The 22005-nt window shown below is 69.9% G+C and carries 15 protein-coding genes; 10 read left to right on the top strand and 5 right to left on the bottom strand.

Annotated features, from left to right (window positions below; genetic code table 11):
* Positions 1–214: 214 nt before the first annotated feature.
* Together EP7_RS27320 and EP7_RS27325 are read right to left on the bottom strand one after the other, a co-directional pair.
* Positions 215–757: a hypothetical protein gene (locus EP7_RS27320; protein ID WP_463525425.1), complete on the bottom strand. Its 543-nt coding sequence runs from the start codon at positions 755–757 to the stop codon at positions 215–217.
* A 525-nt stretch (positions 758–1282) separates the two neighbouring features.
* Positions 1283–3115 (bottom strand): ArnT family glycosyltransferase, encoded by a 1833-nt coding sequence (locus tag EP7_RS27325; RefSeq protein ID WP_463525426.1) that lies wholly within the window; start codon positions 3113–3115, stop codon positions 1283–1285.
* Between the two features lie 634 nt (positions 3116–3749).
* Between EP7_RS27325 and EP7_RS27330 the strand changes: the two genes are divergently transcribed.
* From EP7_RS27330 to EP7_RS27355, 6 genes are all read left to right on the top strand, one after another.
* A complete protein-coding gene (locus EP7_RS27330) occupies positions 3750–5135 on the top strand; it encodes a hypothetical protein (protein ID WP_463525427.1) in 1386 nt (461 codons plus the stop codon).
* A 49-nt stretch (positions 5136–5184) separates the two neighbouring features.
* Entirely contained in the window at positions 5185–6303 is a 1119-nt protein-coding gene (locus EP7_RS27335) for an SGNH/GDSL hydrolase family protein (RefSeq protein ID WP_463525428.1), read from the top strand.
* The gene (locus EP7_RS27340) at positions 6300–7502 is read left to right on the top strand and encodes an SGNH/GDSL hydrolase family protein (protein ID WP_463525429.1); all 1203 of its coding nucleotides are present in this window, start codon (positions 6300–6302) and stop codon (positions 7500–7502) included. The genes EP7_RS27335 and EP7_RS27340 overlap by 4 nt, the downstream gene beginning before the upstream one ends.
* Before the next feature lie 46 nt (positions 7503–7548).
* Entirely contained in the window at positions 7549–9147 is a 1599-nt protein-coding gene (locus EP7_RS27345; protein ID WP_463525430.1) for an amino acid adenylation domain-containing protein, read from the top strand.
* Between the two features lie 49 nt (positions 9148–9196).
* A complete protein-coding gene (locus EP7_RS27350; protein ID WP_463525431.1) occupies positions 9197–10192 on the top strand; it encodes a hypothetical protein in 996 nt (331 codons plus the stop codon).
* A gap of 145 nt (positions 10193–10337) precedes the next feature.
* A complete protein-coding gene (locus EP7_RS27355; RefSeq protein WP_463525432.1) occupies positions 10338–10973 on the top strand; it encodes a hypothetical protein in 636 nt (211 codons plus the stop codon).
* Here the strand turns inward: EP7_RS27355 and EP7_RS27360 are convergent.
* Positions 10949–13360 (bottom strand): protein kinase domain-containing protein, encoded by a 2412-nt coding sequence (locus tag EP7_RS27360; protein WP_463525433.1) that lies wholly within the window; start codon positions 13358–13360, stop codon positions 10949–10951. The two genes, EP7_RS27355 and EP7_RS27360, sit on opposite strands and share 25 nt — an antisense overlap.
* A 240-nt stretch (positions 13361–13600) precedes the next feature.
* On the opposite strand from EP7_RS27360, the gene EP7_RS27365 reads away from it, so the two are divergent.
* Positions 13601–14005 (top strand): BlaI/MecI/CopY family transcriptional regulator, encoded by a 405-nt coding sequence (locus tag EP7_RS27365; protein WP_463525434.1) that lies wholly within the window; start codon positions 13601–13603, stop codon positions 14003–14005.
* 49 nt (positions 14006–14054) lie between these two features.
* Positions 14055–16589: a M56 family metallopeptidase gene (locus tag EP7_RS27370; RefSeq protein WP_463525435.1), complete on the top strand. Its 2535-nt coding sequence runs from the start codon at positions 14055–14057 to the stop codon at positions 16587–16589.
* Here EP7_RS27370 and EP7_RS27375 read toward each other — a convergent pair.
* Both EP7_RS27375 and EP7_RS27380 read right to left on the bottom strand, forming a co-directional pair.
* On the bottom strand, positions 16586–18379 hold the full coding sequence (locus tag EP7_RS27375) for a hypothetical protein (protein WP_463525436.1): 1794 nt from the start codon (positions 18377–18379) through the stop codon (positions 16586–16588). The two genes, EP7_RS27370 and EP7_RS27375, sit on opposite strands and share 4 nt — an antisense overlap.
* A gap of 177 nt (positions 18380–18556) precedes the next feature.
* On the bottom strand, positions 18557–20167 hold the full coding sequence (locus EP7_RS27380; protein WP_463525437.1) for a class I SAM-dependent methyltransferase: 1611 nt from the start codon (positions 20165–20167) through the stop codon (positions 18557–18559).
* 166 nt (positions 20168–20333) lie between these two features.
* Between EP7_RS27380 and xseA the strand changes: the two genes are divergently transcribed.
* Together xseA and xseB are read left to right on the top strand one after the other, a co-directional pair.
* Positions 20334–21509: an exodeoxyribonuclease VII large subunit gene (xseA, locus tag EP7_RS27385; RefSeq protein ID WP_463525438.1), complete on the top strand. Its 1176-nt coding sequence runs from the start codon at positions 20334–20336 to the stop codon at positions 21507–21509.
* Between the two features lie 52 nt (positions 21510–21561).
* On the top strand, positions 21562–21810 hold the full coding sequence (gene xseB, locus EP7_RS27390; protein WP_463525439.1) for an exodeoxyribonuclease VII small subunit: 249 nt from the start codon (positions 21562–21564) through the stop codon (positions 21808–21810).
* The last annotated feature ends 195 nt before the right edge of the window (positions 21811–22005 follow it).

Below are 22005 nucleotides of genomic sequence, written 5' to 3' on the forward strand. Positions count from 1 at the left end.
GATGGCGGGCTCTGGCTTGCGAGGGGGACGATACCGGCGCGGCCCTGCGCTGTCCAGAGCGATCGGACCATCGCCGCCGAAGATCGTCGCCGGATGCGACCTTTCGAAACGCCCGACGGCCCGCACTCCCATGAGGAGTGCGGGCCGTCGGGTGGTTCGTGAGGAGTTCGGCCACTCGGCGATCGCTAGGCGTCCGCTCCGAGGCCGAGGGACCTCAGTTGCCGGCCGGGGTCAGCGAGATGCTGCCGCCGTTGGTGACTTCCGGGGGAGGGGGGACGTCGCCGGCCAGGGTGGCCGGGGCGATGGCACCCGGGGCGTAGGAGGACTGGGCGGCACCGTAGGCGGGAGCAGCCTGGGGAGCACCGTAGGCGGGGGCGGCCTGGGGGGCGGCGTAGGTGCCCTGGCCCGTGGCGTAGGTCACCGGGGCGACCGTGCCGCAGCCGGTGTCGCAACCTTTGTCCTTATGGCCCCAGACGCGCTTCTTCTTCAGCACGTACTCGTAGGTGTAGGTCTTGGGCTTGTGCTTCAGCAACCCGCAAAGCTTGGTCTTCAGGCCAAGGGAGGGAAGCTTGGCGCCGCAACCGCCGGTCTCGCAGCCCTGGGGGCTGGCGATGACGCTCTGAGCGGTGGGGATGGGGCCTTGGGCCGAGGCAATGCCGCAGGTGCTGCAGCCGTGCTCGAACAGACCGGCCGTGCTCACGCTGCTCATGCCGAGAGCGAGGGCCAAGCTAACGCCGAGGGTCAGGGGCTTCAACATGGGAGACGTAACTCCTAAGCAAACGATCGTTACGAGGACGACAATCCGGCCGGCCGGATGCCGAACCCGGCTAAATTCAAACCAGGGCATCAAGTGACAGCAGGTGTTCCCGACACCCGGGGCCTTGCGGCCCGACCACCACTCCGACACCACCCAGTCGGTGCTCCCGAGTTCTCGCTTCAGGGTTACCGAGGCGAGCTAGACAGAGATATCGTCAGCCGGGCCCCGCCCCTTGAACGCCCTTCCCGTTTTCTGCCAACGAGTTACAACGACGACTCGTGACGGTCGTCGGGGTTCCGGCGGCCCGGCAATCTGCGCAAGGAAGGCGGTCGCGACAACCGCCACAACCCCCAAAGTCAACACAGGAAGGTCAACGCAACCATCAACCTTCACGCCGTCGGTTTCGTCGAGGGGCGACAGGTCGGGGCTTCCGGTCGACGAGGACGGCCCCCGATGGTCTCGTCGCGGTTGCGAACGAGGCCATCGGGGGCCGTAGGACAGCTCGATCTCGACGATCCCTGGGCGTCAGCGCCTGGTGGACGGGGTGTCCAGACCGGGGGCCTTCTCTGGGGGGGCTGTCGCCGTCGAGGCGGCGGCCGTCGGATTGACGCGCAGGAGGGTCAGTTCGTTGCGGTCGAGCCCCTCCTCCCGCATCAGCGGGGTGACCAGGCCGGCCAGCGCCCGCTCGAACTGGGCGTAGTCCTTGTTGCGGATCAGGAGATAAGGGGAAGCCTGGCCTCCCTCGCGGATCCACTTGACGAGCAGATCCTGCTCATTGCGGATGCGCACGACCGGGTCGAGGATCAGGCGGTTCTCCTTGGAGGCCTGCACCAGGTCGATCCCCTCGTTGTAGGTCGGCTGGCTGCCGGGGACGGGGGCGAGCTGGCGATCTCGCAGGTAAAACCAGAGGCCCTCGTCGAGTTCGTGGAAGAACATGACGGTGCGGACGTCGGGCGGCAGGACCACGCCGAGCCGGTCGGCAAGCTGCCGGTGGCTGCGCAGGGGGTCTTCGCGGGGGGCGACGGCGCCGTAGGCGACCAGGACGCCCAGGGTCATCGCGGCCACCAACGGGGCCAGGGCCAGGGCATTCGCCCCGCGGCGCCAGGTCCAGGCGCTCAGCACAATCAAGCAGGCGCACGCCGCAGCCCCCGCCAGCGCCACGCCCAGATAGGCCGGCACCAATTGCGAGACGACCACCGGCGCGACGAGCACCGCGACGAATGGGATCACCCAGTGCAACTGGAGCAGGCGTCTGGCGGCCAGATTGGCGGGGCCCTCCTCGCGGGCGACCTGGCAAAGCCGCACCCACTCCTGGCCCGCCAGAAGCGCGGCGCCGGGCAGGCAGGGGACGTAGTAGTTGGGCTTGGCCACCTTCCAGAGGCAGAACATGGCCAGGTTGCCCAGGGTCCACCACCAGGCGAACCAGACCTTGGGCCGGCCCTCGCGGCCGCGATGCAGCAGCGGCACGATCAGGGCCGAGAAGGCGAGCAGGCCCCAGGGGAAGGTCATCCAGGGCCAGTCGACGGCCAGAATTTGCCGGGCCCTGGAATGGTGGATGCCCGCGGTCCCCGCCTTCTGGGCCATCTCCAGGTACCAGACCCGCGCCGCCATCGGGTCGGTCAGCGCGACGGGCACCGGCCAGCAGAGGGCCAGCAGTCCGAAGATGGCCATCCCCCAGCCGTCGGCCAGCCGCCGTAGCCCACGCCAGGGCTCGCCCAGGGCGATGACATAAGGGATGACCGTCAGGGCGACGACCAGCAGGATGATCGGGCCCTTCGTCAGGATGCCCAGGCCCATCGCCGTGTACATCAGGAGCGACCAGCGGCGGCCGCCCGCCTGCTCCGGCAGGGCCTCGCCGGGCTCCGGCGGCCGGTCCCCGTGCAGCCTTCGCCACGCCGCATAGAGCGCCAGCGTCGCGAAGAACGCCAGCGGGCCATCGTTGCCGGCCTGGCGCAGCTCGATGATGAAGAAGGACATCGACGTGAGCACCAGCCCCGAGGCCAGGCCCACCGCACGTCCCCCCAGCCTGCAGCCCAGGCCGTAGACGAGCCCGACCATGCCCAGGGCCGATAGCGCCCCGGGTAGTCGCACGATCACCTCGTCGCGGCGACCCGTCAGGGTCATCAACCCGGCGATCGTCCAACGCGGCAGGGGGGGCTTCTCCAGCCGCTTGCGCCCCTGGATCTCGGCGATCAGCCACCGGCCATGGTCGACCGTGTCGATCGCCTCGGCCGAGGCGCGCTGTTCGCGCTTACCCCAGAGGTCCATCGACCCCAAACTTCCCAGGAACGTGAGGCAGGCCAACACGCCCAGCAGCACTTCCGGGCCAAGGCGACGGACCCAATCCCTCGCGGCCATCGGCATCGTCTCCTCCCTGGACCGGCGCAGCCGTCGCATCTCGTCAGGCCACCGATCGGGAGGCCCAGATTCCAAGTTCGCGACGCCTCCCAGGCCGACCGGCTCCTCCGGCCGACCGAGAGGCGCGGCACCTTACCGCAAGTCTCCCGATGCGACAATCCGGGTCTCGGCCGCGTCGCCGAGGCCGTGCATCGGGCCTCGATCAACGACGAGCCGAGCCCAGCACGAGCCCGAAGGAATTCGGAGAATTTCCGTTCGGGCCCGACCTCCCGGGACCCGGGCGGGTCCCACCTCGGGTGCCGATCTGCTCGGCTCGGGCCGACTTGCGCGTGCCGGGCCGGGCCCATCAGGCAAATCGGCGTGGACTTTCGTCAACGGGGCTGGCTGCATTGACACTTTCTCGGAAGATCGGGTATACCCCCGTTCGACGCCGCCCGAGGTGGGTCGATGGCATCGCCGACGAGGCGACGCCCGACGTCTCGGGCCCCCGGACCAAGGACGGGTCGCGGGCCGACTGCGGCGGGTTTGACGCTGATTCGGAAGAGACAGGCGAGTCTCGCAGCCGCGGGACGAGCATGGTTGCCGGGTCGGACAGGTTGCGACTCGGGTAGAACCCCAGGGAGGGGGCCGGCCCATGCGGATCGAGATCGAGCAATCCACGACGTTGCGGCCGGCGCCCCACCGTCGCTACTTCCCGATCCCCAACGCGGCCGGCCCGCTGGGCCGCTTCGCCCGTCTCTATGCGGACGAGCCGGCGAACTGTCGGCGAGACTGGCGGAAGTTCGCCGCGGTGGCCGCCAACCTCGGGCTGCTCCTGGCCGTCTTCCGGGCTTACCACGTCGAGGGGCGGGCCTTCCAGATCCTGGCCGCGCTGGGCTTCGCCGCGTGGCCGGTGCACTACCTGGCCCCCTTCGCCTGGAAGAAGCCGCTGTTCGTGGCCGCCTCGGTCGCGGGACTGGCGGCGGTCTTCGGCTGGTCGGTCGCCGCGGTGGTCCTGCCCGTCGCGGCGCTCCTGATCGGGGTCTGCTACCTGCCGCTGGCATGGAGTGCTCGCGCCGGCATCATCGCCGCGGCCGCGCTAGGCATGGCCCTGGTCCGGGGCGGGCTTGTCGGTGGCTCCCTGCCCGACGGGCTCTGGCCCGTGCTGGGCACCATGTTCATGTTCCGCATGATGATCTATCTGTATGAGCTGAAGCACGCGAAGAAGCGCGAGTCGCTCGTCGACACGCTGAGCTACTTCTTCCTGCTGCCCAACTACTGCTTCCTCCACTTCCCGGTGGTCGACTACCGGACGATGCAGCGCGGGTACTTCTCGCGTGATATCCACTCGATCCAGCAGGCCGGGCTGGGGATGATCCTGCGGGGGACGGTGCAACTGCTGATGTACCGACTGGTGTACCACGGGCTCTTGATCTCGGCCGAGGAGGTGGCGGGGCCGGCGAGCCTGGCCGGCTACCTGGCGTGCAACTACCTGCTCTATCTGAGGGTCTCGGGCCAGTTCCACGTCGCCTGCGGGATGCTGCACCTCTTCGGCTTCGCCCTGCCCGAGACGCACCACAACTACCTGCTCGCCAATAGCTTCACCGACTACTGGCGTCGCATCAACATCTACTGGAAAGACTTCATGGTGCGGCTGGTCTTCAACCCGGTCGCCTTCCGGCTGAAGCGTCGGCCGCAGTGGCAGGCGTTGGCGGCGGCCACGACGGTCGTCTTCGTGGTGACCTGGGCCCTGCACGCCTACCAGTCGTTCTGGCTGCGAGGGAGCTGGGGCCTGAGCCTTCCGGACTGCCTCTTCTGGGGCATCCTGGGCGTCCTCGTCCTGGTCAACGTCCAGCTTGACGCCCGCAGGCCGAGGCGGCGCACGGCCCCCGGATCGAGGCCGAGCCCGGCGGAATTCGCGCTCCGTGCGGCCAAGACGGCGGGCACGTTCGCGACGATCTGCATCCTCTGGTCGCTCTGGTCGAGCCCCAGCGTGGAGGCCTGGATGGGCCTCTGGCGCAGGGCATTGGGCGGGGCCTGACGCACGCAAGGACGGCACGGGGCCAGCAATCCAAGCAGGTGACCACCGCATGGCTCGGAACATTCACCCCTCACGTCTGCTCGCCGCGGCCGGGCTGCTCGCCTTCGGGCTGGCTCCCGGCCGGCTCGTCCCCCCGCAGGCCCTGGCCGCACGCGACGCGATGCGCAGCGACGCCATCAACGCAACCGACTACGACCGGATGGAACGCGGCTACTACGAGCAGATCCTCGATGCCGGCCGCGACCCGGGCTCGCACCCCGACGCCGACGCGGCCAGGCATGCCGAGGCACCCCCCTTCGACGCCGGCCCGCTGGCCGACGTCGTGCCGGACGCCCGCCAGTACGTGCTCAAGCCAGCCCTCTCCATCGAGCACTGGGGCGTGCGATGGTCGACCAACACGCTGGGCATGCGCGACCGCGAATACGCGGCGGCCAAGCCCCAGGGCACGTTCCGCGTGGCCCTGATGGGCGACTCGATCACGTCGGGCTGGGGTGTCGACGACGGCCGCGGATATGAGCCCATCTTAGAGCGAGAATGGGACGCACGCTCGGTTGAGGGCGGCGGCCCGCGCGTCGAGGTCCTCAACTTCGCCGTCCCGGGCCATGCTCCCGGCCAGCGCTGGGAGCACGCCAGGCGGGTGGCGCTGGCCACCATGCCCGACACGGTCATCTACCAGGCAACGCTGGCCGACCTGGGCTGGGACGAGCGTCGGCTGCGTGTGATGCTCCCCCGAGGCCAGGGCTGGGACGCCCCCGCATACCGCCAGACGCTGGAGCATGCGGGCGCCCGACCCGGGCAGGGCTCCGAGGCCTATAAGCGGCTGCTGCGCCCCATCCGCATCCAGATCCTCGAGGGGGTCTATCGCGAGATCGTCGCCGGCTGCCGCGAGAAGGGCCTCTCCTGCGCCTGGGTCTTGATCCCGCGCGTGGGACGGCCGGGCAGCCGCGCCGAGCGCGAGCAGATGGTGGACCTGGCCCGCGCCGCGGGGTTCTCGCCGGTCCTCGACCTTTCGGACGTCTATGACGGCGTGCCGCCTGAGTCGATCGCCATCAAGCCGTCCGACTACCACCCCAACGCCGACGGGCACGCACGCCTGGCCCGGCGCATCGACGGGGCCATCTGGGGCCACGTCGCCGCAAGACTCAAGGACGCGGGAGGCGACCGATGACGACCGCGACCGGAACGAAGGGCCCGACTCTGACCCGCATCGCCCTGAGCGCACTGCTGCTGGCCGCCGGTGTGGCCCCCCTGCCCCACGGCTGGGCCTCGGCACGCGTTGCACGCGACAACGCCCGCTCGACGGAGCTCAACCGGGCCGACCGCAAGCGCGACGCGGGCGGCTATTACGAGGGCCTCATCGGCGGCGACGGATCGCCGGGCGCACGCGACGAGCTGGCCTTGACCCTGATGGGCAAGCCGGCCAACTGGACCCGATTCGGCGATGCCGGGGTCTCGCGGCAGATGCCCGCCGACTACCTCCAGTTCGAGTTGATCCCGAACGTCAATCGCACCCTCTTCGGCCGCCGCTTCACCACCAACGGGGCGGGCCTTCGCGACCTGCCGACGACCGAGGCGAAGCCCGACGGCATCATCCGCGTCGCCCTGCTCGGCTCGTCGATGGACATGGGCTGGGGAGTGGGCGACGACCAGACGTATGAAAACCTGTTCGAGAACTGGCTCAACGCCCACGCGGCGCGACGGGGCCTTCCCCGTCGGTTCGAGGTGCTCAACTTCGCCGTGGCCGCCTACAGCCCGGCCCAGCGGCTGGAGAGCTATCGTCGCAAGGCCGCCGCGTTCAAGCCCGACCTCGTCTTCTACTCGGTGACGATGCTCGACCCGCGCCTGACGGAGATCCACCTCCGGAGCCTGCTGCTGAATCGCGTCCCGCTGAGAGACGACTTCCTGGTCCGCGCGCTGGCCTCGACCGGGCTGACCGAGGCCGACTTCCGGCTCGACGCCCGCGGCAAGCTGGTCGACAAGAGTTCCGTGAAGGATAAGATCCGCGACCAGTGCTGGCCGATCGCCGACGGCGCCCTCGGGGCGCTCGCCGCGGAGTGCCGGGCCGCGGACATCCCGCTCGCCTGCCTGATCATCCCCCGGGTGGGCAAGTCGGACGAGCCCGGCACGCGCGACGAGGCGGTGGCCCGTCACTCGGGCATCGCCGCGCACCACGCCGTCCCGGTGATCGACCTGTCCGCGTCGTTCGACCGCCATGACCCCCGGGAGCTGGAGATCGCCTCCTGGGACGACCACCCCAACGCCGCCGGACACCGCCGCCTCTTCCTCGGCCTGGCCCGCGCTGTCGCCGCGCAGCCTGAGCTGTACCGCTCGCTGTTCGACGCCTCTCCCCCGCCCCCCAGACCCTAACCCCTCGACGAGAAGGCGCGGGGCCCGCGCCGGCAAGGAAGCGACCATGAGCACGGATCCCTCGATCTCGCACCTCTCCGACCTGCTGCGCGACGCCGCCGCCCTGGCCCCCGACGGGACTGCCGTCGAGGACGAGGCGGGCCGCACCCTGACCTACCGCGAGCTCGACCGCCAGGCGGGCCGGCTCGCCACCCGATTGGCCCGCTGGGGCGTGGCCCGGGGCGATCGCGTGGGCCTGTTCCTGCCCAAGTCGCCCGAGTCCGTCGCCGCCATCCACGGGACGCTCCGCGCAGGCGCCGCCTACGTCCCGGTCGACCCCTCCGCGCCCGCGACCCGCGGGGCAGGCATCCTGGCCGACGCCGGGGTCAAGGCGATCGTCGCCGAGGCCTCCCTGGTCGCCGGCATCCGCGCCGCATGGCCCGGCCCCGGTCCCGTGCCCAGGCTGGTGGTCGTCGGCGGCATCCCGGGTGCCGAGCCGCATCCGTGCGACGCCCCCTGGGACGAGGTCATGGCCGACGAGGCCCCCGCGCCCCTGCCCGAGCCCAGGGGGGCCGACGACCTGGCCTACATCCTCTACACCTCCGGCTCGACCGGCACGCCCAAGGGGGTGATGCTCTCGCATGCGAATGCGTTCACATTCCTGGATTGGTGCGATTTCGCGCTCGACCTGCGCGACTCCGAACGCTTTAGTTCTCATGCGCCGTTTCACTTCGATTTATCCGTGTTCGACCTCTATGCCTGCTGCCGCCATCGCGGGACCCTGGTCCTGATCGGCGAGGCGCTTGGCAAGGACCCGGCCCGGCTGGCGGCGGCCCTGAAGGCGAGGCCGGTCGACGTCTGGTACTCGGCGCCTTCGATCCTCGGGCTGCTGGCCGAACACGGCGGGCTGACCGCCGGCGACGGGTCGGCCCCGAGGGTGGGGCTGTTCGCAGGCGAGGTCTTCCCGATGGCCCCTCTCCGGCGGATCCGCTCCGCCTGGCCCGAGACGACGCTCTGGAACCTCTACGGCCCGACGGAGACGAACGTCTGCACCGGCTATCGTGTCCCCGGCTCGATCGAGGCGGACCGCACCGAGCCGCTGCCCATCGGCCCGGTCTGCCCGCCGCTGCGTGCCCGCGTGGTCGACGAGCAGGGGGCCGACGTGGCCCTGGGGTCGGTGGGCGAGCTGGTCATCGCCGGCCCCGGCGTGATGCGAGGCTACTTCGGCCGGCCCGACCTGACCGCCCGGGCCTTCCTTCCCGCCGCGCAGGGCGAGGCCGAGCCGACCTGGTATCGCACGGGCGACCTGGTGGTCGACGACGGCACCGGCTGCTACCTCTTCCACGGCAGGCGCGACCGGATGGTCAAGAAGCGGGGTTACCGGATCGAGCTGGGCGAGATCGAGAGCGCCTTGTACCGCCACGGCGACGTCGACGGCGCCGCGGTGGTGGCCAGGTCGGATGACGCGGGCGTGGCCATCGCCGCCTTCGTGGCCATGAAGCCCGGCCGCAAGGGGTCGATCATCGCCATGAAGCGTCACTGCACAGGCTACCTGCCGCACTACATGGTGCCCGACTCGGTCTCGTTCGTCCCCAGGCTGCCGACCACGTCGACGGACAAGGTGGACTATCAGCGATTGCAGGGGCTGGCCCGAGGCGAGGGCTGAGCCGGACGGAACCAGACGGCTCGACACGGAAGCGCGAGGGGCCCCGGCCATGACGATTCGGCATGCGTTGACCTGGAAGTGCGCGTTCTACGACGTGCTGCTGCCGCTGCTCAGGCGGACGAGCCCGGCGCGGGCCGACCTGGCGCTCTCCGCGCTGGGCCGTCTCGTCTCGAACTTCCGCCCGATGCATCGGCGGCAGTTGGCCGGGGCGCTGGTCAAGGCTCGCGAGGCCCTGGGGGCCGACTGGTCGCCGGCCGACGTCCGCGCCGAGATGGACGACAACCTCCCCCGGTTCCTGGCGCGAGACTACCTCCTCGGCGGGCCGGCCGACTCGGGCTGGGGCGGCCGGTTCGAGGTCGAAGGGGCCGACGTGCTGGCCGAGGCCACCGCCGGCGGCCGCGGCTGCATCCTCGTCGGCAGCCACCTGGGGGCCTACCTCCCCGCGGTCCGCTGGCTCTGCGAACAAGGTCCCCCCGTCCGGCTGCTCATCCAGCGGCCCAAGCATGTCTCCGGCGAGCTCTCCCGCTGGTTCGACCGCACCGGCCCGCACCCGCAGTCGGGCTTCTTCCTGCGCCGGGGGCTCGACGCGGGGACGTCCGCCACGCGCGTCCTGGCGGCGAGGTCGGCGCTGCGCGACGGCCTGTCGATCTACATGACCGGCGATGTCCCCTGGGACGGCCCCAACGCCCGCCCCGCGCGGTTCCTGGGGCGCGACTTCCGCCTCCTGTCCATCTGGACCGACCTGGCCGTGCTGACCGGGGCGCCGGTGGTGCTGGCCTTCGGCTCGCACATGCCCGACGGCCGGTTCTCCCTCAGGTTCGAGGGCCTGGGCCGGCTGGCCGCGGGCGACGAGACCTGGGCGCTGGCCCGCTATTGCCATCGCCTCGACGCCGAGATCGCCGCCCACCCGGCCGACGCAGTCGCCCACCTGACCTGGCCCTGCTACACCCAGCCGGCACCCTCGACGCGCGTGCCCCGACCGCACCGCGGGAGGACCAAGACCGCACCACGCCTGGCAGGAACCGCGGCCGGACAGGCCCACTAAACGTAGATACTTATACGTTACTCATGTATTGCAAACGCCTATCATTCGCGGAGCCTCCGGTCTATGATCGGGCGGCCCGTGCGGCGGGGAACCGGGGCGGTGAGCCCCTGCCTGGTGCCCGCGGGTCAACCGACGGGACTCCACGATGCCCTGCGCCCGCCTCTGCGCCGTCTACCTCTACTACAGCTCCAACGGCGTCTTCTACTACGGGTCGCTCGACTGCTGCACCAACACCTCGGCCACGACCCTCATCAGCACCTCGACCCCCTTCACCACCCTGGGCTGCGACTGCACCACGAACCCGATGCCGAAACGGTGCATCGCCCGGGCCAATCCGTGCAGCTCAGGCTCGACGGGGCCCCAGGCCAAGGCGTCGGGCACCCAGCACCCCGTCGGCGACCTTGCCAAGGACGGCGCACCGATCTTGAAGCAGACCAACGGCCTCTACCCGGCCTTCGAAGAAGTACCGGGCACCTCCGAGATCATCGGCAAGCCCCGCAACTTCCGGCTCATCAACCCGCTCGACAACCGCGACTTCACCCTCCGGCTTCTGCTGGTGCTGACCACCGCCGACCCCACCCACGTCGCGCTCATCGCCACGGCATTCCAGGCCGAGCCCGACCCGAATGCTCTCAAGGATGAGTTGGTGGTCATCAGCGTGCTGGGCGAGCGCTGCATCGAAGTCCAGCGGAAACTGGACGGCCTGATCTTCACCGCCTACCTGGCCGACATCTGGACCGTCCCCGCCGGGTTCACCTACGATCCAGGGCCGTCCAAGTAGAGCGGGCCCCGGCTCCGGGCGCAGCGGAAGCCAAGGCCCGGCAGCCGGTTGCCTCGGGACTGCCCCACGCGAACGAGGTCGGGCGGCGTCACCGGCCCGATTAGCTTGCCGGAGACCACCTCCGTTCCACCGCCACAGACAACTTGATTGGCGAGGTGATCCGTCGGAATTCCCACGATCCCCGCCAGCGACGGGTCCGACCCGAGCGTCGTGCAGGTCCACTCAGCCACGTTGGAGCAAAGTCCGAAGACGGGGGGAACGGTCGGCAGCATGTCGTGGCGATCCGCCCCCGCCGGTCCGAACGACCAGGAAGTCGGCGGGTCGTTGCCCCAGGGGTAGCGGCGGGTTCCCCCCATCGTGGCCGAGAATTTGAACTCGGCCTCGGTCAGCAGTCGCTTGCCTACACGCTCGGCATAGGCCACAGCCTCGTCGTAGCAAACCATCGTGACGGGGTCGTCCGGCTTGCCCCTCGCGGGCGCCCCATAGGTCCCGACGGTGACCTCAGTGGTATCCAGCAGGAACGGACGGACGTCGCGGCGGAAGGGCTTCGGGCCGGGGCCCGACGCGGGTCGGTCGGGCTCCAGGAGGAAGGCCTCACCGCCGTCGATCGGAGCCATCCCGCGATCGACATCTGGCGGCGGGGCCACGACCGGCGGCCAGGTTACCAGGTCGTCGCCAATCAGCTTCCAGTCCGTGTGAGGGTATTCCATCAGGGTGACGGGCGCGCCAGGCTCAGGCACGCGACGGTAGACCTGGTGGAACCGGCGGTCGGGCCAGACGACCTCGACGAGATAATCGCCGGGCGGCAGGCTCGCGCGGCCGGCCCTCAGACGGACCAGGTGGGCGGCGTCGGGCTCGCCGGTCCTGGGGTCCAGAGGGACTGCGACCGCCCGGGCGCCGGCCGGCTGGGTCACCAAGCTGACCCTCAGCGGCGAGGGCTTCGGCGGGTTCACCCCGCCGCCCCACCGGGACCAGGCCGGGGCGAAGGCCAGGATCAGCACCAGGACGACCGCCGCAAGCGCGTCGGACACACCCCAGGCGTGGTTGCGGACCCAGTAGAGGGCCACACGCAGGGGGCGCCGGCGCCAGGCCTCGATCGGCCGGCCCTCGCGGGCGGCCATCCACTGGTCGCGGAACTCGTCGGTCGTCGCGTACCGATTCTCGCGGTCCTCCGCCATCCCCCTGAGGATCACCGTGTTCAGGTCGGCCGAGATCTTCGGCTGATAGGCCCTCGGCGGCGTCGGCGTCGGCAGGCGTTCGCCCGGCCTGGGCCGGCCGTACGGCAGGTGCATTGTCAGCACCTGGTAGATCGTCACCGCCAGGCTGAATTGATCCGCCCTGGCGTCGAGCGACGGGTGCCCGGCGGCCTGCTCGGGGCTGCTGAACCCGGCCGTCCCCATCGGCTGCCCGGTTCGGGTCAGCAACGACTCCACGGCCAGGCGGGCCAGCCCGAAGTCGGTCAGCCGGGCCCGCCCCCGGCCGTCGATGAGGATGTTCGACGGCTTGAGGTCCCGGTGCAGGATGCCCATCGCATTGACACAGGCCACGGCGTCCACGATCTGGTCGAGCCAGCTCAGCTGGAGCCTCAACTGCTCGTCCGGCTCCAGATGCAGGAACGGATGGTCCTTCTCCGGAAACTCCGGAGGCCGGCCCGCCCGCACTCGCTTCAGGTTCAGCAGCAGCCGGCCGAGGTCCGGTCCGTCGACCAGTGCCATCACCAGAACCAGCGGCGGGCCCATCAGCAACTGCATCACGCCCACCACGTTGGGGTGATCGATGCTCGCGGCAAGCTCCGCCTCGTTGCGGAACCGTGCCACGCGATCCAGATCGTCGGTGCATTCCTCGGGCAGAATCTTCAGCGCGACCATGTGGTTGAGCGAGGGGGACCTGGCCTTGTAGACCTTGCCCATTCCCCCCTCGCCGATCAGCTCGAGCGACTCGAAGCCCGCGACCCGCGGGGTCGGGACGCCCGCCCCGGGTGGGGGATGCGACCCCGCCGCCTGGGTCGACTTCAGCGGGTCTTCCGGCAGCGGCCAGCTGGGCGAAGGGCCGAGTTCCTCGGTCCTCGGCACCTCCTCCACCGCGGCCGTCGACCCCGAGGTGGAGTCTGCCAGCAGGTCGACCTCGTCCGCCGTCAGGCCCACCGCGCTGAGGACCTCGAACACCGTCCCGGAGTCACGCGGGAACCTGCCCACGTACTCGGCCAGGCTCGGGCGGTCGCCCCGGGCCTGGCGCAGGCTGACATCGAGGCGCAGCAGCTCGGCCAGGAGCTTCGATCGCCCCGGCTCCGTCGTCCCCTTGAGATAGGCGTCAATCTCCGGGCCCTGGCCCGACGTGAAGGCCGTCTCGTACTGGGCGGCGACTCCCGAAATCCACGATTCGTCCAACGGAGTCGCCCCCCGAGCGAGACCACGCCCACGTCCCCCTCCCGGGGCACCGACCCTCGCCGCTCCCGGGTCCGATCCACGGGAGCAAGACTGCGGCAAACGACCGCTCCATCGGGCCGAAAGATCGTCGCCGATCCTGAATCCGACAGTAAGGCCTTGCCCCTCTATTCTATTTCTATAGAATACAAACAACTGCCGCCTTGGGCAGCCTTGTTGAGATTTAGCCTCGGGGGGACGGCGATGGCTCGACCGGCGAGTGAACTGCCGACGGACGGAGAGTGGGCGATCCTGCGGGCGCTCTGGGACCTGGCGCCGGCGACGCTCGGCGAGGTGCGCGAGGGGCTGCGGGCGGCGGGCAAGCCCGCGGCGACGACCACCGTGGCGACGATCCTGAAGGTGATGGAGAGGAAGGGACTGGTGACCCGCGACGCCGCCCCGCGCGGGGCCCGATGGTCACCGGTGCCCACCCGCGATTCGGCCGCCAGCGGGCTTCTGACCAAGGTGATGGACGCCGCCTTCGACGGCTCGGCCCGCCGCCTGGCCGCGCACCTGATCGAGCAGGGGGCGCTGACCCGCCAGGACCGGGACGCGATCCGGGCGATGCTCGACGCGGCCCCCGACGACCCCGAGATGCCCGGCCGCTGACGTCGAGCCCCGTACATCCGCCGAGATGCCCGAGGGGAGCCACCAATCGATGAATCCGCATTTTCTGATGAATTTGCCCGCCTGGCGGGCCTGCGGCTGGACGATCCTCCACTTCGCCTGGGCAGGGGCCGCCATCGGCCTGGCCGGCCTGCTGGCCCGCCGCCTGGTGCGACGCGCCGGGCCCGAGACCCGGTACGCCGCCGCGCTCTGCTGCCTGATCGCCCTGGCCGCCGCCCCCGCGGCGATCGCCTGGACCATCGCCCCGGCATCCTGGAATGACGCCCCGGAGATCGGCGCGAGTGCGGCGACCGCCTCGTTCGCGCCGCCACCCGGCCCCCGGGCCGATTTCGCCCTCCCCCGGGAGGCCGTCGCCGCGACGCCCCGGAGGCTAACGGACAGGCTGGACGACCTGGCGAAGTACCTCCCCTGGGCCTGGCTGGCGGGGTCCTCCCTGACCCTGGCCCTGCTGGCCGGCGGCCTGGTGGGGGCCGAGCGTCTTCGCCTGGATTGCCGCGTCCTGACCGAAGGCGAGCACGTCGCCCGGCTCGCCCGCCTGGCCGCCGAGATCGGCATCAAGGGGCGTGTCTCGCTGGCCCTCTGCGACCGCCTGGCCGCCCCCTTGCTCCTGGGCATCGCCCGCCCCTTGATCGCCTTGCCGCTGGTCGCCCTGGCGGGCTGGAGCCCCCATCAGCTCGAGATGGTCCTGCTGCACGAGCTGGCCCACGTCCGCCGCCGAGACAACCTGGTCAACCTCCTCCAGCGCCTCGTCGAGTCCCTCCTCTTCTTCCATCCGGCCGTCTGGTGGGCCTCCGCCTGGGTCCGCGCCGAGCGCGAGCACTGCTGCGACGCCCTGGTCATCGCCCGCACCGGCCGCCCCCGAGCCTACGCCGAAGTCCTCCTCGCCCTGGCCCCCGCCACAGCGCCTCGCCCCCTCTCGAGCCCGCTCGCCTGTCGGATCAACGAATCGCCGCTAGTTCAGAGGGTTCGCCGCATCCTCAACCTCCCGGAGGCCCCCATGAGCCCACGTCGCCTGGCAACCGCCCTGGCCCTCGCGGCCCTCGTCGCACCACTGACCCTCGTCGCCTTCGCCGGCCCCGACAAGTCCGCGAACTCGAAGGAAAGCGAAGAGGTCCTCCGACTCATGCGAGAGTCGATCGCCGCGATTGGCCCGGTCGACGATCGCCTCGCCGCAACGACTCGTCTCGCCCGGGCCGAATTCGCCGCCGGTCATCGCGACGAGGCCGTAGCCATCCTGCTCGACGCCAGGGACCAGGCCGCCAAGCTCAAGCCGGGCGAGGGGCACCACAGCCCCCACGTCCTCTCCTGGATCGCCCAGGCTCAGGAGACGATCGGGGATCGCGACGGTGCCTTGGAGTCGCTTCGGATCGAGGCCCGCGTGGCGGGGACGCCCAGCATCCGACGAATCGACGATGAAGTCGCCTATTCGGAGAATCTCAATCTCTTCGAGAGTATCGTTGTTGAGCAGCTGAAACTCGGCGCGATCGACGATGCGAGAAAGACCGCCGAACTCGCCGAACGATTCGAGAATGCAATTCCGCCGGAAAAATCCAAAGATCACAACATGTTCTCAACTCTCATGAAAGAGAGCATCAACGCGGCCTCCGCGGACGTCGAGACACTCCTGAGTGGCAGTGGAGGCCCCAACCAACCCGAGGTCTCCGCCTCGCGGAAGCGACAACTCGTGCTGATCGCGGCCGCGCGCGGGACCGTGGGACCTCATCAGCAAGAAATCGCCCGGCGGTTGGGCGAACTGGCCTCGAAGCCCACCCCCCTGCCCCCGGCCGATCACCCGGAATATTACAACCAGTTGAATGAACGCTTCAGCTTCGCCTGCGAGGTGGCCTTGGCCCAGGCTCAGGTCGGCTATTTCGGCGAGGCGATGGAGACCGCACGCGCAATTAACGATGAGCGTTTGCCCGGGGTCGCAGATTCCAGCCACCGATTCAACAAGGCGAAGACGATCCAGGAAATCGCAGTCCTGATCAACAAGGCCGGGCATCCCGACGAGGCGAGGTCGATCTTCGCGGAGGCCGCCGAACTGGCCTGCACGATTCAGGAGCCGGGCTTCACCATTGGCCGCCTCGGCCAGATTGCCGAGGCTCAGAACGATCTCGGAGATCTCGCGGGAGAGGAGCAGACCGCGAGACGACAAGATCCCTCCGAAGCCATCTGGACCCTGCTCAGGATCGCCCAAGCCCGGGCCAAAGGGGGTGACCGGGACGCCGCTGCGAAAATGCTGGTCCGGGTGCGGGAGCTCCTGACGACGAAGGGGGCTGGCGGCGTTTTCGCCCCGCTTCAGCGGGTCCATCTCGCCTGCGAGAGCGGCGAGCTCGACGCCGCGACTAAACTGGCGGATGCCATCCCGGGCGACCCGGCCGATCCCGACGCCCGGTTAAAGCGTGACGCCCTCACGATGGTCGCCCTGGCCAGGGCACGCACGGGGGATCTGGAATCGGCCAAAGCGCTGGCTGGAAGGCTTACTGACGCCGAAGCCCGAACCGAACTCTTCGGGCAGGTCGCGGCGGCGCTCGCTGAAGCGGCCAGGGCCGGCGAGACCCGTTAGCGCCCGGCCTCGTTGGTCAAACTTGCCGGGTTCGCCTCGATGGGCGGGCCCGGCAGCGGCGGGACGGGTCGGGGGTCGGCGGCGGGGTTTTCGGTGGGGCGGCGGCCGAGGCCGGGGAGGTGGAGGGACTCGGGGAGGGCTCCGTTTTCAATCGCGGCGGTGGCCTTGAGCCAGGTTTGTTCCAGGTTCAGGCGTTCCCTGGGGTCGAAACGGATGTAGGCGATCTTGCGGTAGAAGTTGGCGACGTTCCCGCAGACGGAGGTCCAGGCGGGGCGGTCGATCTGGAAGTGAGCGACGCAGGCATCGGCGTCGAGGATCGGGGCGGGCGTGCCTTTGGGCCAGTTCAAGGAACCCCGGCGAGCCATCTCGTCCAGGACCTGCTGAGCTTGCGCCATGTAGCCCAGCAGGGTCGGGTGCTGGGCGTCGTGCAGCAGGTGGTCGCTGGTCAGGCCACGGGGGCTGAGGCCGGCGAAGAGCTTCGGGCTGTCGATCAACACGACCGAGTCGTTGTCGGCGGCGGCCACCCGGTAGGCGTCCTGGAAGTCGTCGGGGCAGCGCATGGGCATGGAGTCGAGTTCGCGGGCCCGGTGGTAGCGGTCGCGGGCCTCGACGTTGTCGCCCCGGGCTTCGGCCAGGCGGGCGAGGCGGAAGTGGGCCTCGGCGAAGCGGGGCTGCCGGTCGAGGAGCGCCCGATAGCCGGCGATGGCCTCGTCGGGGTGGTCGGCCTCGCGGTCGCGGATAGCCTGGAACTCGACGGCGATCCGGTCGCGGTCGCCCCTGGGGGTGGCGGAGTCGAGCACCGACCGCGAGGGGTCGAAACCGGCGTCGTTGCCCACCGGGATGACCAGCACCGGCACGACGCCCATCCGCCGGCACGCCCCCGCGATCGCACCCAGACGGCGGCCGAAGTCGGCCACCATCGAGGCTCGCTCGGGCTCGGTGAAGCAAGGGACGTCGATCAGGGTGCGGGTCGCCTTGGGGGGCGGGGCGACGTCAACCCGCTGCCGTTCCACGGTCTCGAGCACCACGTCGGCCAGCGGAGAGATGGCGCGGGCGAGGTCGGCCAGCCGGCTGGGGTCGGGGCGAAGGGGGTCGTCGAGGTAATAGGTCGTGTTGCGTTCCCACGAGAACCGGGCCTGGAACTCGTTATGGCCCGAGCAGACGACCATGACATCGGGGCGCCTGCCGACCCGGGCCAGGAGGGCGTGGGCCCCCTCCAGCGACATCCCCCCGACCGCGCAGAACTCGACGGCAACCTTGCGGCCTGGAAAGACCTCTCCCAGCTTCCAGGCCACCATCTGGGCCACCGAGATCTTGGGGTGGTAGGGCTCTCCCAGGGCGCTCGACTCGCCGACGGCCAGCACGGTCAGTGTGGCCGGGTCGGGGCCTGGGGCCGACTCCATCGCCAGGCCCGGCATCCGGTGGATCCAGGCCCGATATCCCGCGGCGCCGGCCTCGACCAGCCCGACGGCCATCAATCCCGAGACACCCGCCGCCAGGGCAGCCACGGCCCACCTCGGTCGCCTCCGTCCATCCCTTCTGGCACGGCCAGAAGCCAGGGCCGCCGCCCCGATGGCGCCTGACGAGGCAAGCAGAACCAAGGCATGGGCGACCAGGACCGAACGCAGGGCGCCAGCGTGGATCGCCCGCTGGGTGGCCGTCGGCACGAGGGCCTGATACCACATGGGCCCGATCGAGGTCGCCAGGACGAGGGCCACGGCCAGGCTTGCCGCCAACGCGATCCGCACCCGGCGCAAGCCCGCCTTCGATCCCGGCGTCGCATCGGCCATCTCGACAGAACCTCTCATTGGGGTCATGCATGCCCAGTTTTCGGAGTCGGGATCGGGCCGATCCGAGATCTCAATGGGCTGCGGTTTCAGGACTTGCGGTGCGCCGGGTTCGTTTCGTCATCAGACCGCGTTGTCTGACTCGCACCCAATATTAAACAATTATCAATCGTGATCCTGTCACACCTGGGCCAGCAGGCTGGGGCCTGGGACGAGGAGGCGCTCCATCTCGCGGGGCTCGAACTTGGTCAGGCCGCCGGCGTAGGTGCGGCCCTCATTGCGGTTGACCGCATTGGCGAGGTGGCGGGCGAGGTTGACCAGCGAGGACTCCGGGAGCGGGTCGCGGGGATAGAGGCCGTGGGCGATGTTCAGGTGGCGGGCGCCTGCAGTGTTGAGCACGAAGGCGGGGGAGCGGCGGGCCATGTAGGTGGCGAGGATGGGCGCGGGCTCGCGGAGCCCGACCGACCACCAGGCCCGGCGATGCGCGGCGATGTAACCCTTTGCAGTTCCTGAAATTTCGACCATTGAGAGGAAGCCATCGATGGCCCGCCGCTCGGCGTCATCGAAGCCGTCGAGGTCCACCGGAAGGTCGATGACTCTCCTGAGACCGAGGGTGTCGCCCAGAACCTGGCCGGCGCGGATTAGCTCGCGGGCACGGGTCACGGCCGGGATGAGAACCCGCTCCGGGAGCCCCAACGCGTGCGGGCCGGCGATCCAGACCTTGTTCGCGCCGGTGACTTGCCCCCGGTGGACCCTGCAAAGCTCGCCGAGTTCGACATAACCCGCTGAAACCAAACGACCTGGCCGGGTCAGGCGGGACCATCGAGGTTCGGCCCGCAAGACTTCGCGGGGGACGTAGAGACCTGCCCCATCGTCCAGACGTTCGATCGAGGCGACCCGTCGAAGGACCATCGACGGGTGGGGATGCCCGACATCGAAAAGCGTGATGGCGGCGGTGGATGCGGAGTCGGGGAAGGGCTGGGCGGTGGGCTCGATGATGACGACCTCGCGGCCTCCCAGCTCATCGAGGAGCAGGTTGCGGACGAGACGGCCATAGTTGACGTCGAGCCACTCGGACGCGGTGATGAAGGCGCCGAAATCGCCGGGGGTCGCCTTCAACGCGGTGGCCAGCAGGAAATGGACGTGCAGGCCGGCAAGCTGGCTGGCCTTGTGTCCCAGCGCGGCCGCCTGGTCGGTCAACCAGCGTTTCCAATCCGGGCCCAGCAGATGATGCCGAACGTAAGGCGGGTTCCCGAGATAGAGCGTCCTGCCGGCGATGGTCGAGATCGAGGCCGAGCGGTAATCGCCTACCCGGACTTCGGAACGACCGGCCAGGCCGGCGACGGCGAGGTGGGCGCGGGCGAGGAGGGCGGGGAGCGGGTCGGCCTCGATGGCGAGGAGCGTGGCGTCTGGAAACCGGCGGCCAGCCCCGACGGCGAACCGGCCCGATCCGGCACCCGGGTCGACGACCCGCGCGGGGTTGATCCGGGCGGCGGCCCAATCGAGCATCGCGGCGACGATCGCCGGGGGGGTGTAGGTCGCGCCCAACGACCGACGCTCGGCGGGTTTGCGGAGCGTGCAGAGGAATTCGCCCAGGGGGTCATCCCCCGCCTTGATCCGTCGCCTGACCTGCCCGGCCAGGCCGGATGGGGCAGTCCCGCACCCAGCGGCAAGCTCGTCCTCGGCCGCGGACCAGCCCTCGACGTCGCAGGCGCCCAGGCCGATCGCGAGGGCGGCGAGGGTTCGTTCGGAGAGGGTTGTGGGGCTGTCCTTCGCAAGTCGCTTCGTCATGGTGGGGCGATTTTTGTCCGCGGGGCCCGTCGTCGTCGAGGGGGCACGCCGGCGACGCCCGAGATTCGAACCCGGCGTGCACCGGCATGGGCAGGGGATCGAGGGGACGGTACACTCGGCCAGTACGCCGGGATCGGGACGAGGGTGCACGGAGGATTGACGCAGGATGGCCGGCCTGACTCTGTTCGACATGGACGCCGATCTCGACGGGCCGCCGCTCTGCACGGTCTCGGAGCTGACGGCGCAAATCAAGCTGATCCTTGAACATGGGTTCGCCGAGGTCGCCGTGCGTGCCGAGGTCTCGGGCCTCTCCAGGCCGCGGTCGGGGCACGTCTACCTGAAGCTCAAGGACGAAGGGGCGTCGATCAACGCTGTGCTCTGGAAGGGGGACGCCCGCCGGGTCGTCTTCGACCTGACCGACGGCCTGGCCGTGAAGGCCTGGGGCCGGGTGGCGGTCTACGCCCCGCGCGGCGAGTATCAGCTCGTCATTCACACCATCGAGCCCGAGGGGATCGGCGCGCTGGAGCTGGCCTTCCGCCAGATGTATGAGCGGCTGAAGGCCGAGGGGCTGTTCGAGCCCGAGCGCAAGCGTCCCCTGCCCCCCTACCCACGTCGCATCGCCGTGGTCACAAGCCCAACGGGCGCCGCGGTTCACGACTTCCTGAGGGTGGTCGGCAGGCGCTGGCCGGGTGCCGAGATTTTCATCGTCCCGACCAAGGTGCAGGGGCCGGGATCGGCGGCCGAGATCGCGCGGGCGATCGAGCTGGCGGACTCGATCGCCGGGGTTGACTTCCTGGTCGTCACACGCGGCGGCGGCAGCCTGGAAGACCTCTGGTCGTTCAATGAAGAGGTCGTGGCGCGGGCCATTTACTCGACCGTGCACCCGGTCGTCTCGGCCGTGGGTCACGAAGTCGACGTTACCATCGCCGACTGCACGGCCGACCTGCGGGCGTCGACCCCGAGCGTGGCCGGCGAACTCTGCGTGCCCGACGCCGAGTCGATCCGCGGCGGCCTGCTCGATCTGCGCCAGCGTCTCGATCGCGCCGGCCAGGGGAGGATCGACGACGCCCGGTACGAGCTGGAGTCGCTATCCGATCGGGCCGGGCGGGCGATGGCCCGCAACCTGGAACGGCGACAGCAGACATTGTCCAAGCTCGCGGCGCAACTCGAAGCCCTGAGCCCGCTTGCGGTCCTGGCTCGCGGCTACAGCCTGACGACGGCCGACGGCTCTGGCGAGCCACTACGGTCGTCCGACGAGCTGGTCCCCGGTTCCCTAATCCGGACGAGGCTGGCCCGGGGGTCGGTGCTCAGCCAGGTCTTGAGCGTGGATGAATCGTTCTGACCCTGGATCCACGGGCGACGAGTCTTCTTGAAGTCGAAGGGAGAGGGCGAGGATGGAGAGCGGACCCAAGTTCGAAGAGGCGCTGGAGCGGATCGGCGTGATCGTCGCTTCACTGGAGCGCGGCGACGGCGATCTGGGGCGGTCGCTGGGCGAGTACGAAGAAGGAATCCGCCTGCTGGCCCGCTGCAAGACGATCCTCGACGGAGCCGAACGGTCGGTCACTTTGCTGACGGGCGTCGACGACGAAGGGAACCCCGAAGGGACGCCCTTCGAGCCCCATTCATCGACCGAAACCAAGTGACTCCCTTGATTTACGCCACGACAAGTCTGCCCGGATGCCCGACGATCGGTCGAGCCGTGGGCATGGGGCCGGATCGTCAAGGACGGCCCAGATTCCCCATGTTCCTGGAAGCTATCCCCGGATCGAGCCTGGACTTGCGGCCGGACCTTTGCGACGCAAAGCAATTTGGCGGTGCCGCATGGACAATTGGGCCTC

Source organism: Isosphaeraceae bacterium EP7 (assembly GCA_038400315.1).
GTDB lineage: Bacteria > Planctomycetota > Planctomycetia > Isosphaerales > Isosphaeraceae > EP7.